Here is a 17,625-nt window from a genome sequence, read left to right as displayed (position 1 = left end):
GCTGATGACGAGCTGGCTCGGTCGACCAGACCTCAGCTCGTCCAGCCCGCCGCGTAGGCAGCTCGCGCCATGGCGCGCCCGAGCCGGACGCTGTCGGTGAAGTAGAGAGGATCGAAGAGCAGGTAGCTGAGCAGCTCGCGCCGGCCGACGCCATCCCCTATGCCGCGGATGCCCCTCTCCAGCAGCCGGTTCCCGACGTGGGCGAGCCGTCCGAGGCCACGCCGCTCGAAGGCCTGCGCGGCGAGGCGCCCCAGCTCCCCCGGCGGCGGTGACACGGTCATCACCTCGATCGGTCGGTACGGGCGGCCGGAGCGGGCGGTGAGCCGCGCGTGACGCGGCGGTGCCGTCTGGGCAAGCAGGCGGTTGGTGCGCCGCAGTGCCCTCAGGTCCTCGATCGTCCGATCGGCCAGCGCGGCGTCCAGGACCTGGCTGGCTCCGTCCGCGATGTCCGGGCCCCGCCCGGACTCGTCCGACGGCAGCGGCCCGTCGGCGTAATGGGTGGCCGTCGCGGAGACGAGGACGATCCGGTCCGCCCCCAGCCCGACCGCCGGGTGCAGCGGCGCGTTCAGCCGGACCCCACCGTCGATGTACCAGCCGGCAGCCGCGGCCGGCGCGCTCACCTGGACCGGCGGGAACGCCACCGGGACCGACGCGGATGACAGCACGTGCTCGGCGGTCACCGGCCCGCGCACGACGTCGAGTGCTCGCTCCAGGTCACCGGCATACCCGCTTCGCCCGTGCTCGTCGAGGAACAGGACGCTGCGCGCCCCGGCCGGACCGGACGCCGGCTCGCCGGGAGTCGGCGGCATCCGCGTCGCGACGACGCCGACGGCGTCGAGGGCACCGTCCCTGACGTTGGCCTCGAGCTGGGTGACGTCGAGGTTCTCGGCCGCGGCGCGACGCAGCGGCGTCGTGTCGAGCAGGCTCGACGGTCCTGCGCCCACCCCGAGCAGTGCCCCGACCACGCAGTCGAGCCCGGCTCGCGCGTTGGGCCGGTAGACGTCGCGGTCGCTCATCCCCTCCCAGATCCCCAGCACCTGCTCCGCACTGGTGCGCGCGCGCAGGTGCGCTCGGGCGCCCCAGAGGGTCGCGTTGATGCTGCCTGCGCTCGTCCCCAGCCACACACCGGGACGCAGCCCGTCCCGCTCGAGCGCGGGGATGAGCTCGGCAAGGGCGCCCGCCTGGAAGGCCCCTCGTGCGGCCGCTCCGGACAGCACCACCGCCACCGACGCCTGTGCTGTGCCACGAGCCCGCGCCCGCGTCGACATGAGGCCCCCTCGCCTCCGCAGGGGCGGCCCCTGCGGAGGCTTCACCGTAGCGCGACGGTCGCGGTGATCCCGACTCGCGTATCTGCCGGGCCGTCGGCGCCTCCTTGTCCAGAGGGCCGACTGGGGCGCTCACGAACTGAGGGGGAAATCATGACCATTGGTGACGGCATCAGGCGGGACATCGCGCTGGTCTCCCAGGCGGAGCGGGACCGGTTGCTCGCCGCGTTCCTTGCCCTGGACACGGCGCTCGTCTACCCGGACGGGGTGACGCACTGGGACAAGCAGGAGGACATCCACAAGAACGCCCACCTCGCCGGGGTGGACGTGCACGCCGGCCCAGGCTTCGTGCCGTGGCACCGGGAGATCGTCAACCGCCTGGAGCAGCTCCTTCGCGAGGTCGACCCCGAGCTGTCGCTGCACTACTGGGACTTCACCGTCGACCCGCGCAGCACGGCCGGTGGCCGGGCCAATCTCTTCACGCCCGCGTTCATGGGCAGCGACCAGGGTGACGCGGGTGCTCCGTTCGGGGCGTTCGAGTCGACAGAGGGCGGCGGCCACTCGCGCATCTGGCGGCAGGTCAACGGGGGCAGCGCGAGCCTGTCGAGCTCGCCGGTCAGCCTCAGCGACGCGACCGTCGTCGGATCAGGCAGCTGGGAGGTGTTCAACGCCAACATCCAGCAGGTCCATGCCGACGCGCACGGCTTCATCGGCGGGACGATCACGCAGCCGCACTACTCGTTCCACGACCCGTTCGTGTTCCTGCTGCACTCCAACGTCGACCGCCTCTACGCGATGTGGCAGACCCAGAGCGGCCATCCGGAGCGGCTGGACCCGGCGACCGTCTACCACACCGACAGCGCCGACCCCGGCCTCAACGGACCAGTCGAGCCGTGGGCCGGCAACGCCGCCAACCCCGGCCTGCAGCTTCGGCCGTGGGCGCCGCCTGACAACCAGCAGGTGGTCAAGACCTACAAGGACCCCTCCGTCGTGGCGCCTCCGTGCTACGACACCGTCCCCGAGGTGGCGCTGCTCGATGTCGTCAACCCCGGCCGCCACATCACCTTCGACGACGTCCCGACCGGGGAGACCACCGCCCGGGCCGCGGTGTTCCGGGTCTTCGCCTGCCACCCGGTCACCCTCAGGGTGACCGCCGGCCCCGGGGGCCCCTACGTGGTGCTGACCCCCGGGGGAAGCATCACGGTGTCGCACTCGTTGGCGCCCTTCAGTGAGGCGCGGATCTGGTTCGGCATGACGGGCGGGGCGGCCGGCAGCGTTGCGCCCGCCGGCTCCGTGACCGTGCACTGCGACCAGACCGGTCAGGACTTCGTCTTCGACCTCTCCGGCAACTCCGTCGCCCGTCCCACGGTTGCGGTGATGATGGCCCTCGACCAGTCCGGGAGCATGGACGACCCGGCGGGAACCGCGGGCGCCACCCGAGTCCAGGTGCTGCGCCAGGCCGCTGGACGGTTCGCGCAGCTCATCCAGGCCGGCAACGGGCTCGGCCTGATCCGCTTCGACACCGACGCCTACCCGGTCACCGACCCCACCTACCCCGGTCTGGCCGTCACGACGATCGGACCCGGCGGCGACTTCGATCCGGGCCGCGTCCAGGCGTTGACGGCCGTCGCCAACCACCACACCAACCCTGCTGGAGCCACGTCGATCGGGGACGGGGTCGTCCTCGCCCGCAGCGTCCTCGGCGCCGTGCCGTCGGGGGCCTTCCAGCAGAAGGCGTTGATCGTCTTCACCGACGGCCTGGAGAACCAGCCGGCCAGCATCGACAGCGTGGCAGCGAGCATCGACCAGCGCACGTTCGCCATCGGCCTCGGCAACGAGGCGCAGGTCTCGACCGTGGCGCTGCGCAAGCTGGCCCACAACACCGGCGGCTACCTCCTGCTGACCGGCGCGCTCACTCCCGGCACGGATGACTACTTCCGGCTGAGCAAGTACTTCCTGCAGATCCTCGCCGGTGTCACCGACACCGCGATCGTCGTCGACCCGTCCGGCTACCTGCAGCCCGGCGTGAAACTGCGGATTCCCTTCGTGCTCAACGAGGGCGACATCGATGCGACGGTCGTCCTGCTCGAGGATCTGCCCGTCATCGACCTGTCCCTCGAGACGCCGGACGGCGACGTCATCGACGCCTCGTCCGCCGCCGGCGTGGGCGCCACCGCCGGTGAAGGAGACGCGATGCGCTACTTCCGCACCGGCCTGCCGGTGCCGATCGGGGCCGGCGCACACGCCGGCACGTGGCACGCCGTCCTCACCGTCGACGACGGGTCCTGGAAGGAGCAGCTGCTGCGACTGCGCCGGCGCGACAACGACGGCAACGACGGCGGCGACGCCTTCGCCAGAGCGATGGCTAACGGTGCGCGCTACTCCGTGAACGTGTATGCCGCCTCGAACCTGCGCCTGGCAGCCACCTTGGCCCAGACGAGCATCGAGCCGGGCAGCAGCGCCGCGCTCGTCGCGTCGCTGACCGAGTACGGCCTCCCCGTGGAGCACCGGGCGCGGGTGGTCGCGCACGTCGACGGTCCGCTCGGCCACCTCACCGTGACCCTGACCGAAGGCGCGCCGGGCGTGTTCACCGCGACGCTGCCCACCCCGGTTGCCGGCACCTACCACGTCCGGGTCGTCGCCGACGGGCTCACCCTCCGGGGCTCCGACTTCACGCGCGAGCAGCTGCTCACCGCCGCGTGCATCCCGGGAGGCGACAACCCACCCCCGCCGGACACCGGTGGCCAGACCGGGGGCGGCGGTCCCGACCTGTGCGACCTCGTCGACTGCCTCACCGAGGTCGGCGCGAAGTTCCTGGCCCGCAATGGCATCTCCCCGGACGAGCTGCGCAGGTGCGTGCGGGAGCACTGCCGGCACGGCTGACCTCCGGCCCGTTCGTCCGGCGAGCCCCTTGCCGAGCGGGGTTCGCCAGTCAGGGTCCGAGCCAGCGGCCTGCTCTCATCACCCGGGTCACGCTCGCGCCGTCGTCCACGACGACCAGGTCCGCGCGGGACCCGGGACGGATGGCCCCACGGTCATCGAGCCCCAGCAGTGCCGCCGGCGTCCCGGAGGCACACTGGGCGGCATACGGCACCGGCAGGCCGGCTGCGACCGCGCGCGCCACGATGTCGGCGAGGTGGCTCGTGCCACCGGCGATCGAGGCCGCCGACGCCTCGTCGGCATCGCGCCCGAGCCGGGCCACGCCGCCCCGCACGACCACCGGGAGCCCGCCCAGCACGTAGCGTCCGTCGCCCATGCCGGCCGCCGCCATGGCGTCGGAGACGAACGCCACCCGGCCGCGCCCGACGAGGTCGACGACGGTGCGCGCCGTCGCGTCGTCGAGGTGGACGCCGTCGGCGATGAGCTCGAGAGTCATGGCGCCGGCCGCCGCGGCCCGCAGCAGCGCCGGCACCGCACCGGGACTGCGGTGGTGCCACGGCTCCATCCCGTTGAAGAGGTGCGTCGCGAGGTCGGCCCCCGCGTCGACGGCCGCTTCCACCTGTCCGAAGGTGGCCGTCGTGTGACCGACCGCTGCGTGCACGCCGGCGCCCGCCAGCCACCGGACGAGCTCGAGTCCGGTCTCTCGCTCCGGGGCCAGCGTGACCTGCCGGATGTGCCCGCGCCCGAGGTCGAGGAGCCGGTCGACCTCCGCACGCGCCGCGTCGCGGACGAGACCCGGGTCGTGGGCACCGCAGCGGGCCTTGGAGATCCACGGGCCTTCGAGGTGGATGCCGTCGACGAGGCCGTCGTCGGCGAGGTCGGCGAGGATCGAGACACCCCGCTCGAGGTCGGCAGCGCTCATCGTGACGAGGCTGGCCAGCAGGCTCGTCGACCCCCGCTCGTGGTGGTGTCGCGCGGTCACGGCCGCCGCGTCCGGGTCGAGGTCGGTGAAGGCGGTGCCACCCCCGCCGTGGCAGTGGAGGTCGACGTATGCCGGCAGCAGCGTCCCGTCCACGGCGTCCACGTCGTGGGCGGTCGGCTCCGCGACCACGTCGGCGGCCAGCCGGCCATCGGCGGCCGCGACGGTGATGATCCGGTCGCCGTCGATCTCGATGAGCGCATCGACGATCGCCCCGTCGACCAGGGCGGGGCCGCTCACCCACCTGGTCACCGTCCTGCCCTCCCGCTGCCGAAGGCGGCGCTGAGGCGGTCCCACGTCGTGGCCAGCGGCGAGCCGTGGGCGTGCGTGCCGAGGTGCCGGGCGAGCAGCCCCGGGCCGGCCAGGTCGAGCCGCACGGTGTGGTCGTCGTCGGTCACCATGTGGCGTGGCACCGGGTCGGCCACGCACGTGATGGTCTCGACGACCCGAGCCGTGCCGAGCACCCCGGGGGCGCAGCGCAGCCCGTCGGGTCCGTCCGCGAGCTCGAGCTGCTCGACGAGGAGGGGCGCCCCGGCATACGTCGCGTGCGTGCTGCAGCGCAGGGAGCCGCCGCGCTCGCCGTGTCGGCCGAGGACGACGACGTCGCGCAGCAGCAGCCTGCCGCCCTCCGCGATGTCGAGGCGGGTCGAGCGGGCCACGTGTGCGCCGTCGGAGACGACGAGCGGCTCACCGCGCCAGACGAGCGTGGCGCGGTGTCCCACGGCGACCGAGACGTGCCAGCGGGCGGGCCGGCCGCGTCCGTCGTAGGCGACGGTGGCCGCCATGTCGTCGAGCTCGAGGCGCTGTCCGTCGTCGACCCGGACGCAGATGTCGACGGCGTCGCCGCCGAGGAGGGTTGCCGTCGTTGCGACCAGGGCGATCCGGGCCGTCCCCGGGGCGGTGGCCAGGATGCGCGGCGCGAGGACCCCGCTCCTCAGCCGGACGCGCGGGTGGCCGGGTCCAGCCTCGACGAGCACGTCAGTGGTGGTCATGAGTGTCGGCGGCCACCGCGTGGCTGTGCACCTGCCCCCCGGCATGCGAGTGGGGCGCCATCGGGCCCGGGTCGGTGGCCACCAGCTCTCCAGCCCGATGCCGCTCGACCGTCTCGACGACCCAACCGGTCAGCGCCGCAATCGATTCCGGGTCGTGGCGCGAGAGTCCGAGCACCGGGCGGCCCTCGCGGGCCAGCCTGCCTTCCGTGACCATGAGGGCCGCGTCGACCCCGACGTGCGGGGCGAGGTCGGTCTTGTTGACGACGAGCAGGTCGGCCCGGCTGATCCCGGGGCCGCCCTTGCGGACGACGTCTCCCCCTCCCGCGACGTCGAGGACGAAGACCTGCGCGTGCACGAGCGCCGGCGAGAACGTGGCGGTGAGGTTGTCGCCGCCCGACTCGACGAGCACGAGGTCGAGCGGGGCGAAGTCGCGCTCGAGGTCCTCGACGGCCAGCAGGTTGGCGGTGATGTCGTCGCGGATCGCTGTGTGCGGGCACGCGCCGGTCTGCACGGCGCGGATGCGCTCCGGGTCGAGCACTCCGGCGGCTCGGAGCATGCGGGCGTCCTCGTCGGTGTAGATGTCGTTGGTGATGACCCCCACGGACAGGGAGGAGCCGAGCTTGCGGCAGAGCAGCCCGATGAGCGAGCTCTTGCCCGTGCCCACGGGGCCGGCCACGCCGAGCCGCAGGGTCGAGGGGGCGGTGGCGTCAGGCACTGAAGAGTCTCCTCGTGTCGCGGGCATGGGCGTGGATCCACTGCTCCAGCAGCGGCGCGGCGGTCGCCGGGATGTCACCCGGGTCGACGAGGTGGGCGACCCGCGCGACGACGGCGTCGACGGTGGGACGGCAGTCGAGGGCCCACCGGACGGCGTGGGCAGGGTCGAGCGGCACGAGCTTGAGCGCGGCCGCGGTGACCGACTGCACGTCGTCGTAGCAGACGAGGGTGGCCAGCTGCACGGGGCCCAGGCCCGTGACCGCGCCGAACCCGGCCAGCAGGAGTGGCCGGCAGGGGCCGTCGACCGCCGCGAGCGCCTCGGTGACGGGGTGGCCCGGGAAGAGATGGCGCAGGAGCCGCAGGTGGCCGCGCCCCAGCGTCAGCGACGACTGGCGCTGCACGTGGCTCGGGGTGCGGGCCGCCCAGTGCCGCTGGACCGCGACGAGCCGGTCAGGGTCCGAATCGGCAAGCGCGGCAAGGGCGGTCACTGCGACGCCCGCGTCGACGGTGGCGACCGTGCGCAGGCGCATGGTGAGGTATGCCGGGATGTCGGCCACGCTCATGCCGCCGTTGAGCGCCGCCTCGAGGCCGGCGGACTGGGCATGTCCACCGGCCGGGAGCCGGCCGTCGGCGAGCAGCATGAGGGCAAAGTCCACTGCCGCAAGGTGTTCCGCAGGAGGGGGGCCTGCGGCGGCTGGCACGGGGGCGATCGGCCGGTGTGGGGCAGTCATCAGAACAGCGAGTAGAGCTGTGCCAGCGGCAGCTCGGTGACCGGCGCGGGCACGACCCGCTCTCCGTCGATCGTGATCTCGAAGCTCTCCGGGTCGATGTCGATCGTGGGCAGGGCGTCGTTGTTGCGCATGTCGGCCTTCGACACACCCCGCGTCGGCCGCACCCCGAGAAGGCGACGCCGGAGACCGAGCCGGTCCGCGAGGCCGTCCTCGAGGGCGGCTGGGCTGACGAACGTGACGGACAGGTCTGCCGCGCCGGCGGACACGAGCGCGGGTCGCATGAGGACCGGTTGGGGTGTCGGGATGGACGCGTTCGGGTCCCCCAGCGCCGCGTAGACGATGGCGCCACCCTTGAGCACGACCGACGGGCGCACGCCGAAGAACCGGGGCTCCCACAGGACGAGGTCGGCGAGCTTGCCCGGCTCGACCGAACCGACCTCGTGGTCGATCCCGTGCGCGATGGCCGGGTTGATCGTGTACTTCGCGACGTAGCGGCGGGCCCGCTCGTTGTCAGCAGGCAGTCCCCCGCCGAGCGCCCCGAGCCTGCCCTTCATGACGTGCGCCACCTGCCACGTCCGGGTGATGACCTCACCGATGCGCCCCATGGCCTGCGCATCGGAGGAGGTCATCGACAGCGCTCCGAGGTCGTGCAGGATGTCCTCCGCCGCGATGGTGGTCGCCCGGATCCGCGACTCCGCGAAGGCCAGGTCCTCGGGCACGGAAGGGTTGAGGTGATGGCACACCATGAGCATGTCGAGGTGCTCCGGCACGGTGTTGACGGTGTGCGGAAGTGTCGGGTTCGTCGATCCTGGAAGGACATTCGGATAACTGGCAATCTCCATGATGTCCGGCGCGTGGCCCCCGCCCGCGCCCTCGGTGTGGAAGGCGTGGATGGACCGTCCACCGATCGCGGCGAGGGTGGACTGGACGTATCCCGCCTCGTTGAGGCTGTCGCTGTGCAGGGCCACCTGGAGGCCGAACTCGTCGGCAGCCCGGAGGGCTGCGTCGATCACGGCCGGGGTCGACCCCCAGTCCTCGTGGCACTTGAAGGCTGCCGCGCCACCGAGGGCCTGCTCGCGCAGCCCCGGGGCGCTCATCGTGTTGCCCTTGCCCATGAGCAGGAGGTTGACCGGGGCGTCGTCGAGACCGCGCAGCACGGACTGCAGGTGCCAGGGGCCCGGCGTGACGGTCGTGGCCTTCGACCCTTCGGAGGGGCCGGTGCCCCCGCCACCGAGGGTGGTCAGCCCGGTCGCGAGCGCCTCGTGGACCTGGCTCTGCGAGAGGAAGTGGACGTGCAGGTCGACGCCGCCCGCCGTGAGGATCCGGCCCTCCCCCGCGATGACGTCCGTCCCGGGGCCGATCTCGAGGTCGGGGTGGACGCCGTCGGCGATGTCGGGGTTTCCGGCCCGGCCCAGGGCGACGATGCGCCCGCCCCGGATGCCGACGTCGGCACGCACGATGCCCCAGTGGTCGAGGACGACGGCGTTGGTGATGACGGTGTCCAGGGCGCCCTCGGCGCTGCTGCGCGTGCCCTGGGCCATGGACTCGCGGATGGACTTGCCCCCGCCGAAGATGGCCTCCTCGCCGCCGACCGTGCGGTCCTCCTCGACCTCGATCCACAGGTCCGTGTCGCCGAGGCGGACCTGGTCGCCGACCGTGGGGCCGTAGAGCACGGCATACCGCTGCCTGCTGACCTCAACCATCGAGAGCTCCGTCCTGCCGGGGCGCGCCGCCTTCTAGCCGTATGCCGGGCACGCGGCGCCGGCCGCGCAGGGCCACCGCGGCCACCTCGCGCGAGACCCCCGGCTCGAAGCGGACCGAGGTCCCCGACGGGATGTCGAGCCGGAAGCCGTGCGCGGCGGCGCGGTCGAACTCCAGCGCCGCGTTGCTGTCGGGCAGGTGCAGATGGGAACCGATCTGGATCGGACGGTCCCCGGTGTTGACGACGACGAGGCGCAGCCGCTCAGTGTCGCCACGGTCGGCGTTGAGCGTGACGACGCCCTCGCCGGCACGGACCTCGCCGGGGACGGTCCCTCCTGTGCCGAGTGGGTGGTGCAGCGTGACGAGCTTGCGGCCGTCGGGGAACGTGGCCTCGACCTGGACGTCGTGGAGCATCTGCGGCACGCCGTCCATGACCTGGTCCGGGCGCAGCACGGTGCGGCCGGACTCCATCAGCTCGGGCACCGACGCGCCCTCGCGCGCTCGTTCGATGACCCACGTGCTGAGCAGCGCGACCGTCTCCGGGTGGTTGAGCCGCAGGCCGCGGGCCAGCCGGTCGCGCGCGACCATCCCCGCCACCGCGAGGAGCAGCTTCTCCGTGTCGGCAGGACTGAAGTGCATGTCGACTCCTCACGTCGCCCAGGTCCTCGCGGACGTGAACCCTTGCCCCAGGCGGCGCTCGTCCTCGGCCGTCGCCCTCTGCGGCACCCACCACCGTAGCCGAGCCACCCACCCCTCGCGTCGAGTGGCCACTTTCGTACGCCACCCCCCGCGTCGAGTGGCCACTTTCGTGCGCCACCCCCCGCGTCGAGTGGCCACTTTCGTACGTCAAACGCGTTCCGCGGACGGCACGAACCAGGCGGCGGCATCGGGAGCCAGCTCCTGCCGCGCCTCCGGGTCGCTGCTGAGGATCAGGTCTCCCGGGATGGGCACGGCGTGCGCCGAGAAGTTGACCATGCACTCCCACCCCGCCGACCGGGCGAAGCGCAGGACCTCCGGGTGCCCGCTGGGGCGCCAGGCGAACGAGTCACCAGCGTCGGGAACGGCCGCGCGGCGCAGCGCCAGGGCCCGTCGGTAGAGCTCGATCGAGCTGCCGTCGCGGCCCTGCTGGGCCGACACGGCATACGCGGCGAACCAGGCCGGCTGCGGCAGCCACGCTCCGTCCTCGCCGAACCCGTACGACCGGCCGCCACTCTCCCACGGGAGCGGCACCCGGCATCCGTCCCGTCCCTTGAGCCGTCTGCCGGTCCGCTCGAACACGGGATCCTGCAGGCACTCCTCGGGCAGGTCCGCGACCTCGAGCAGCCCCAGCTCCTCTCCCTGGTAGAGGTAGGCCGACCCGGGCAGGGCGAGCATCATGACCGTCGCGGCGCGGGCCCGCCGGCTCGCCGTCGCCTCGTCGACCGCCGGCTGCGTGCCGTCACCGCGCAGCCACGCGTCGAGGTCCGTGCCCAGCGGGAGCGCGTAGCGGGACGCGTGCCGGGGCACGTCATGGCTGGAGAGCACCCAGGTGATCGCCCCGCCCACGCACCGGTGCTCGTCGATCGACCGGGTGATGACGGCGCGGAACTGGTCCGGGTGCCATTCCGACTTGAGCAGGGAGAAGTCGAAGACCTGCCCGAGCTCGTCGGGTCGGGCGTAGAGGTAGGTCCGGCTCGTCGTCGGGTGCCACGTCTCGGCGACCGCCATCTTCGGCGGGTCGTACTCGTCGAAGACCCCGCGCCACGAGCGGTAGATCTCGTGCACCTCGTCCCGGTCGTAGAGCGGGTCCGAGCCGTCGAGGGGCAGGATGCGGTCGAGGTTGGGCTGGCTGCGCAAGGGAGCGGACAGGTCCTTGGCGAGCGAGTGCGCCACGTCGATGCGGAACCCGTCGACGCCCCGGTCTGCCCAGAAGCGCAGCGTGTCGAGGAAGTACTGCCGCACCTCGGCGTTGTCCCAGTTGAGGTCCGGCTGCTCACGAGCGAACAGGTGGCAGTACCACTGCCCGTCGTCGAGGCGCTCCCACGCGGGGCCGCCGAAGTGCGAGCGCCAGTCCGAGGGTGGCTCGGAGCCGTCCGGACCTGCGCCGTCCCGGAAGATGTACCGGTCCCGCGCCGGACTGCCGGGGCCGGCCCGGACCGCCTCGCGGAACCACGGGTGCTGGTCCGACGTGTGGTTGGGCACGAGGTCGATGATGAGCTTCAGCCCGAGCCCGTGCGCGTCGTGCACGAGGGCGTCGAAGTCGTCCAGCGTGCCCAGCCGCGGGTCGACGCCGCGGTGGTCGGTGATGTCGTAGCCGCCGTCCGCGAGGGGCGAGGGGTAGAAGGGGCTGAGCCACAGGGCGTCGACGCCCAACTCGGACAGGTAGTGCAGTCGGCTCCGGATGCCGGGGAGGTCCCCGATCCCGTCGGCGTTCGCGTCGGCGAAGCTGCGGGGATAGACCTGGTAGACGACCGCATCCCGCCACCAGTCGCGCGATCTCGGCGCTCGCTGGTCCTGCTCGGGCTCGGGCATGGTGCTGCTCCTTGGGTGTGGGACGGCGCCGCCGGTCAGCCCTTCACGGCGCCCGCGAGCATGGCGCGGATGAAGTACTTCTGGAAGACGACGAAGACGAGGATCGTCGGCGCCATGATGAGCAGCGCTCCGGCGTTGAGGAGCACCACGTCGGTCGAGTGCGCCCCGACGAAGCCCTGCAGGGCGCCGGCCATCGTGCGCTTGTCAGGGTCGTCGATGAGCACGATGGCGAGGAGGAACTGGTTCCAGGTGCTGAGGAACATCAGCACCCCGAGGGATGCCAGCGCCGGCACGGCGAGCGGCAGCTGGATGTGCCGGAAGGCTCTCCACGGACCGGCGCCGTCGACCAGGGACGACTCCGAGATCTCGAGCGGCACGGACTGGAAGTGGGTCCGCATCCAGAAGACGGCGAAGGGCATGTTGAGCCCGATGAGCGGCAGGATCAGCCCCAGCTGGGTGTTGAGCAGCCCCAGGCTCTGCATCTGGTAGTAGAGCGGCACCACGACGATCTCGTAGGGCAGCGTGAGCCCGAGCAGGAGCAGCAGGAAGAAGACGTTGCCGAAGGGGATGCGCAGCTGGGCGATCGCGTAGGCAGCCATCGACGAGATGAGCATGGCGATCGGGACGACCCCGAGGACGAGGACGGCGCTGGACCTCACGAGCGTCGTGATGTTCGCGACGTTCCACGCGTCCACGAAGTTGTGCCAGTTCGGGCTCGTGGGGAAGGAGATCCCGGCCGGGGCCGTGCCCTGGGTTTGCAGCGCGGCCGAGAACATCGACAGCAGGGGGAACACCGAGAACAGCGCGGCCGCGGTGAGCAGGACGGTCTTGGGCGCATTGTCGCGCAGGCGGTCGAGCATCGGGGTCACCTCTCCCTGAAGAAGCGCTGGATGGGCAGGATGACGGCCAGCACGATGACACTGAGCACGACCGCGAGAGCGGAGGACTGGCCGATCCGGTTCTCCGTGAAGGCAAGCTGGTAGACCTGCACGCCGGGCACCTGCGTCGCGTACCCCGGACCGCCCTGGGTCGACATGAACACGACGTCGAAGCTGGCCAGCGCGGCGATGATGGTGATGGTGATGCACACGCCGATCTCCTGCCGGAGGCCGGGCAGGGTGACGGCGCGGAACTGCTGGATGCGGCCCGCACCGTCGAGCGAGGCCGCCTCGTAGAGGCTGGGGTCGATCTTGCCGATGCCGGCCATGAGCAGCAGCGTGCACAGGCCGGTGGCGAGCCACGTGCCGATGACACCCACGGCGGGAAGCGCCCACGTGAAGTCCCCGAGCCACGCCTTGGCGAGCGAGCCGAGGCCGAGTGCGCGCAGCAGCTGGTTCACGGCGCCGTCCGGGGAGTACATCCAGGTCCAGGCGATGGCCGACGCGGCGCCGGGAATGATCTGCGGCAGGAACATCAGCGTCCGGGCGACGCCGCCTGCCACCTTCGACCTGATCTCTCGCACGATCGAGGCCACGACGAGCGCGAGCAGCACGGGCAGGACGGTGAAGAAGAGGATGAGCACGAACGAGTGGATGATCGACGCGAGCAGCTGGGGCTCGGTGAAGACCCGCACGTAGTTCCCGACGCCGACAGGGGTCGAGGCACTGATGCCGTCCCAGTCGAAGAACGAGTACTGCACCGCCGTGACGATCGGGTAGAGCTCGAACACGGCATACATGACGAGGGCCGGGAGGGCGAAGAGCCAGCCGGACCAGCGCGCCCGGCGTCCGAGGGGCCGGCCGCCCGACCCGCCCCCGCGCCGCCAGGGGCGGCGCGGGGTGCGAGCCATGGCGTCGCCGACATCGACCGGCCCCGTGAGGCCGTCGACGGTCGTCATCGCTTCAGCTCCTCCTCGTACTTCGCCTGGACGTTGGCGACGAACGTCTCAGGCGTCGAGCTGCCGCCGAGGAGCAGCTGGCTCTCGGGCGTCCACGCGCGGTTCGAGATGCCGGCGGTGGCGTTCTGGACGAAGGGCACCTGGCCGTTGGCAGCGGACACGTCGGTGAAGGCCTTCGTCACGTCCGCGAGCACCGAGCCCTCCTTGATCTTCGGGGGAGCCTGTTCCGCAAGCCCGCTCGGCATGAAGCCGTTGTCGATGGCGATCTGGCGCGCCTCGTCACTGGACAGGAAGTTGAGGAACGCCGCAGCGGCGTCCTTGTTCCTCGACTTCGACGGAATCCCGAAGGCCGTCGCGGCGTCGGACATCGCGGCGACCTGGCCACCGGCGGCCACGGGTGGCATGGGGAAGAAGCCGACCTGACCGGGCATCGTCTTGTCGAGGTTCGCCGCATCCCAGTTGCCCCACGGGAAGAAGAGCCCCTTGTTGCTCGCGAACAGGGCGTCCGCCGCGGTCGCGTCCAGGGCGTTGACCGATGGCGGGAAGTAGCCGGCCTTGTTCCAGTCGACGACCTGCGTGGCCGCCGCGACCGCCTCCGGCGTCTTGATCGTCGCGCCGGGCGCGTTGAAGACCCACTTGGAGACCTTGTCCGGGCCCATCGAGGAGTTGATGAGCAGCTGGAACGGGAAGACGCCGCCGCCCTCCTTGTTCGCCACGACCATTCCGGTGAGGCCGGCGGCCTTCGCCTTGCCCATCAGCGCGGTCAGGGCCTCGACCGAGGTGGGCGGCGTCGTCATCCCGACCTGCTGGGCGAGCTTCTTGTTGTAGTAGAGACCGGTCATCGTGAAGCCGCTGGCCTTGGCGTAGAGGGAACCCGACCCGGCGACGCCGTCCTTCGCGCGGAACTGGGCGAGTTGGGAGGGGGGCATCTTGTCCCACCCGTATGCCGTGGCGTACGCGTCGAGGTTGGTCAGCAGGCCGTTCTTGGTGCCCGCGGTCACCGAGATGACGCGCACCAGGTCGGGCGGCGTGGCCGAGGCGAGCTGGCGCGGCTGGTTCTGGGTGGTGACGTTGTCCGGGTCGTACGTCGGGGTGATGGTCACGTTGGGGTACTTCTTCGAGAAGGCAGCGATCAACGCGTCGTCGACGCCCTTGAGCCCCTGGCCGTCGTAGAGCTTGAGCGTGACCGGGGCGGAGCCGAGCGTGGTGCTGACCGACGTCGGCGCCGCGCCCTGCGCGGGCGTGCCGCCCGACGCCGGGCCGGGGGCGGAGCACGCCGCCGTCGCTCCGACGGTGAGCGCTCCGAGCGCGCCGATGACGGCCCTGCGGCTGGGGCGAGAGCTGGTGGCTGGGTAAGGCACGGATCCTCCTGCGCCGTTGAAGGAGTCGGCCACCTGTGTGTGGCCGACCGGGCCCTCCGGGGACCGGAGGGGAAAGCGAGTGGAAACGCTTCCAGTGACGATGGTGGGGCTGGCCGGACCTAACTGTCAATACCCGGCTGGTGATTGCGACCCGGACCTCTTTGGCCTACCCAGCCGCTGCGTGACGACCGAGCAGGCTGGTGGAAGCGTTTCTTGTCGCCTACCGTGTCCCTATGGCATCCGAAGCGCCGGCGAAGGTGACCCTGGCCGACATCGCCCGCCTGGCCGGGGTGGGCGTGGGGACGGCCTCGCGAGCCCTGAGCAACGCCAAGAACGTGGCCCCCGAGACGCGCGCCCGCGTGCTGCGGGTCGCGCAGGCCCACGACTACGTCGTGTCGCCGGAGGCCTCACGCCTGGCGAAGGGCAACACCGGGCGAGTGGCGCTCGTGGTGCCGCACCTGTCCCGCTGGTTCTTCGGTTCGGTCGTGGAGGGGCTGGACTCCGTGCTGCACGGCGCGGACCTCGACGTCCTCCTCTACCAGGTCGGTGACGCCGACGACCGGCGCGACTTCTTCGAGCGGCTGCCCGCGCGCCGCAAGGTCGACGCCGTGGTCGTCGTCGGCTTCCAGGTGGAGGACCTCGAGCGCCAGCGGCTCGAGACGATGGGCGTGCACATCGTCGCGGCGGGCGGGCAGTCGGCGGCATACCCGGCGGTCCACATCGACGATCACGCCGCGAGCCGGCAGGCCGTGGACCACCTGCTCCACCTCGGGCACGCCCGGGTGGCCATGATCGAGGCCATCGACCCCGACCAGCCGCACCTCGAGTCGACCCGGTCGCCGGCCTACTACGAGGCACTCGAGGAGGCCGGGATCCCCGCCGATCCGTCCCTGGTGGTGAGTGGTCCGTGGGGTGGGGAGCACGGGGCGGCGTCGATGGGCCGACTGCTCGGCACCCGCAACCCCCCGACCGCCGTCTTCGCCCACTCGGACGAGGTCGCCCTCGGTGCGCTGCGGACGCTCCGCCGCGCCGGGCTCGCACCAGGCCGGGACATCTCCGTCGTCGGGATCGACGACCACCCCGCCGCCGAGCTCTGCGACCTGACCACGGTGCGCCAGCGGCCCGGGGAGCAGGGAGTCATCGCCGGTCGGCTGCTGCTCGGCCTGCTCGAGGGGATCGAGGCGCCACGGACCTCCACGACCGTGCCCACCGAGCTCGTCGTCCGCGGCAGCACCGCCCCGCCCCGCCGGCGCTGACGACGCCCCACCGTCATCACGAACCGGCGCGGTCGACCTGACGAAGCGGCATCCTCGTGACGGGCGAGACCGTGGCGGCCATCACGGCTGCGGGAGGTCGACCCGCGCCCGGACGTCCCCCAGGCCGCGTGCCACGAGCAGGGTGGCGGGACCGTCCAGGCGAGCCCACCGCCCGGCCCGGGTGTCCCAACGGCGCCACATCCGCTCGTCGCAGCGCACCTCCACCCGCGCAGACTCTCTGGGCTCGACGTGGACTCCGCGCCAGCCGACGAGGCGGACGGGCTGGGACCGGTCGGCGGGCTCGAGGTAGACCTGCACCACCTCGCGCGAGGGGCGTGACGACGTGTTCGTCACGGTCGCGGTCACGGTCACCGGCTCGTCACTGCCCGACGAGACCGTGACGTCTGAGTAGTCCCAGGTGCCGTAGCCGAGCCCGTGGCCGAACCACAGGGCGGGCAGCGGCGCCCGTCCCGCGTGGTGGCCGCGGTAGCCGACGAAGGGGCCCTCGGCGTAGCGCAGCTGCCCGTCGACCGGCACGACGTCCCATGCCGGCGTGGCGCCGTCGGCGGCGGGGAAGGAGGTGACGAGTCGTCCCGCCGGCTCGATGGTCCCGAGCAGGGCCGAGGCCACCGCGTGGCCGCCCTCCTGGCCGGGGATCCCCGCGAGGAGCACCGCGTCGACGTCGTCGAACCACGGCATGAGCACCGGGGTGGCGGCGTTGATGACGACGACCGTATGCCGTGCCGCCGCTGCCACAGCCGAGACGAGGTCGTCCTGCCGGCCCGGCAGTCGCAGGGTGGTCTTGTCGGCGGCCTCCGTCTCCTGCTCCTCGGTCAGCCCGACGACGACGACCGCGACGTCCGCCTCCGCGGCGGCTGCGGCGGCATCCTCGATCACGTCGCGGACCGGCCGGGGCGCCGGCCGCGCCGCGACGGCGAACCGGGCCAGGGAGGCCTGCGGGACCAGCACCTCGGCCTCGAGCTCGACCTCCCCGTCCGCCTCGACCACGGTGGTCCAGTGCGGGGGCGTGAAGAGCGCCTCCGCGACGTCGCCGCTCGAGAGGGAGAGGTCGACGCTGTGGCGCTCTCCGGCGAGGGTGACCGACCACTGCCCGGCCCCGATCACACCGACCTCGCGTGGTCCGGTCCCGCCGACGGTGGCGCGCAGGCTCGCCCGCACGACAGCCTCGGGCGCGCCGGACTCGTGGCCGAAGGAGACTGCGGTCCCGGCGACGTCGTGATCGACGACGACCGTGCCGTCGGCGGACCAGGCGACGACGTGGATGCCGGGCACGCCGCTTGCGGGGGCGGTGACCGCGGCGAGGTCGGCGGCCGTCGGGCGCGTGCGCACCTCGACGCCGTCGACCGCGCGGACCTCGCCGTCGAGGACGGCCGCGAG

Annotated in this window: 14 protein-coding genes; 2 read left to right on the top strand and 12 right to left on the bottom strand. The window is 72.3% G+C overall.

Going from position 1 to position 17,625, the window contains the following annotated elements; translation table 11 throughout:
- Positions 1-32: 32 nt before the first annotated feature.
- Entirely contained in the window at positions 33-1,268 is a 1,236-nt protein-coding gene (locus VFJ94_RS02295) for a patatin-like phospholipase family protein (protein ID WP_325002559.1), read from the bottom strand.
- A gap of 150 nt (positions 1,269-1,418) precedes the next feature.
- Here VFJ94_RS02295 and VFJ94_RS02290 point away from each other — a divergent pair, with 150 nt between their 5' ends.
- Positions 1,419-4,148 carry a tyrosinase family protein gene (locus VFJ94_RS02290; RefSeq protein WP_325002558.1) on the top strand — a complete coding sequence of 910 codons (2,730 nt, stop codon included), beginning with the start codon at positions 1,419-1,421 and terminating at the stop codon, positions 4,146-4,148.
- A gap of 49 nt (positions 4,149-4,197) precedes the next feature.
- On the opposite strand, the gene VFJ94_RS02285 is transcribed toward VFJ94_RS02290, so the two are convergent.
- The 10 genes from VFJ94_RS02285 to VFJ94_RS02240 all read right to left on the bottom strand — a co-directional run bounded on the left by VFJ94_RS02285 (position 4,198) and on the right by VFJ94_RS02240 (position 14,971).
- Positions 4,198-5,364 carry an N-acetylglucosamine-6-phosphate deacetylase gene (locus tag VFJ94_RS02285; protein WP_325002557.1) on the bottom strand — a complete coding sequence of 389 codons (1,167 nt, stop codon included), beginning with the start codon at positions 5,362-5,364 and terminating at the stop codon, positions 4,198-4,200.
- Between the two features lie 8 nt (positions 5,365-5,372).
- Positions 5,373-6,116, bottom strand: coding sequence for an urease accessory protein UreD (locus VFJ94_RS02280; RefSeq protein WP_325002556.1), 744 nt, complete (start codon positions 6,114-6,116; stop codon positions 5,373-5,375).
- On the bottom strand, positions 6,103-6,831 hold the full coding sequence (gene ureG / locus VFJ94_RS02275; RefSeq protein ID WP_325002555.1) for an urease accessory protein UreG: 729 nt from the start codon (positions 6,829-6,831) through the stop codon (positions 6,103-6,105). The genes VFJ94_RS02280 and ureG overlap by 14 nt, the downstream gene beginning before the upstream one ends.
- Entirely contained in the window at positions 6,824-7,486 is a 663-nt protein-coding gene (locus VFJ94_RS02270) for an urease accessory UreF family protein (protein ID WP_325002554.1), read from the bottom strand. Before VFJ94_RS02270 ends, ureG begins: the two co-directional genes overlap by 8 nt.
- A 74-nt stretch (positions 7,487-7,560) precedes the next feature.
- Complete coding sequence (locus tag VFJ94_RS02265; RefSeq protein ID WP_325002553.1) at positions 7,561-9,264, bottom strand: urease subunit alpha; 1,704 nt, start codon at positions 9,262-9,264, stop codon at positions 7,561-7,563.
- A complete protein-coding gene (locus VFJ94_RS02260) occupies positions 9,257-9,901 on the bottom strand; it encodes an urease subunit gamma (protein WP_325002552.1) in 645 nt (214 codons plus the stop codon). The genes VFJ94_RS02265 and VFJ94_RS02260 overlap by 8 nt, the downstream gene beginning before the upstream one ends.
- 207 nt (positions 9,902-10,108) lie before the next feature.
- Positions 10,109-11,773: a glycoside hydrolase family 13 protein gene (locus tag VFJ94_RS02255; RefSeq protein ID WP_325002551.1), complete on the bottom strand. Its 1,665-nt coding sequence runs from the start codon at positions 11,771-11,773 to the stop codon at positions 10,109-10,111.
- Positions 11,774-11,808: 35 nt separating this feature from the next.
- Positions 11,809-12,633 (bottom strand): carbohydrate ABC transporter permease, encoded by an 825-nt coding sequence (locus VFJ94_RS02250; protein WP_325002550.1) that lies wholly within the window; start codon positions 12,631-12,633, stop codon positions 11,809-11,811.
- Between the two features lie 5 nt (positions 12,634-12,638).
- Complete coding sequence (locus VFJ94_RS02245) at positions 12,639-13,610, bottom strand: sugar ABC transporter permease (protein ID WP_325002549.1); 972 nt, start codon at positions 13,608-13,610, stop codon at positions 12,639-12,641.
- Complete coding sequence (locus tag VFJ94_RS02240) at positions 13,607-14,971, bottom strand: extracellular solute-binding protein (RefSeq protein ID WP_325002548.1); 1,365 nt, start codon at positions 14,969-14,971, stop codon at positions 13,607-13,609. The genes VFJ94_RS02245 and VFJ94_RS02240 overlap by 4 nt, the downstream gene beginning before the upstream one ends.
- Before the next feature lie 233 nt (positions 14,972-15,204).
- Between VFJ94_RS02240 and VFJ94_RS02235 the strand changes: the two genes are divergently transcribed.
- The gene (locus tag VFJ94_RS02235; RefSeq protein WP_325002547.1) at positions 15,205-16,227 is read left to right on the top strand and encodes a LacI family DNA-binding transcriptional regulator; all 1,023 of its coding nucleotides are present in this window, start codon (positions 15,205-15,207) and stop codon (positions 16,225-16,227) included.
- 81 nt (positions 16,228-16,308) lie between these two features.
- On the opposite strand, the gene VFJ94_RS02230 is transcribed toward VFJ94_RS02235, so the two are convergent.
- The coding region (locus VFJ94_RS02230; RefSeq protein WP_325002546.1) for a glycoside hydrolase family 3 protein at positions 16,309-17,625 on the bottom strand (1,317 nt) is incomplete at its 5' end.

This window comes from Intrasporangium sp. (assembly GCF_035688975.1).
Lineage (GTDB): Bacteria > Actinomycetota > Actinomycetes > Actinomycetales > Dermatophilaceae > CALMNV01.
This window is presented reverse-complemented; position numbering and strand designations above follow the sequence as displayed.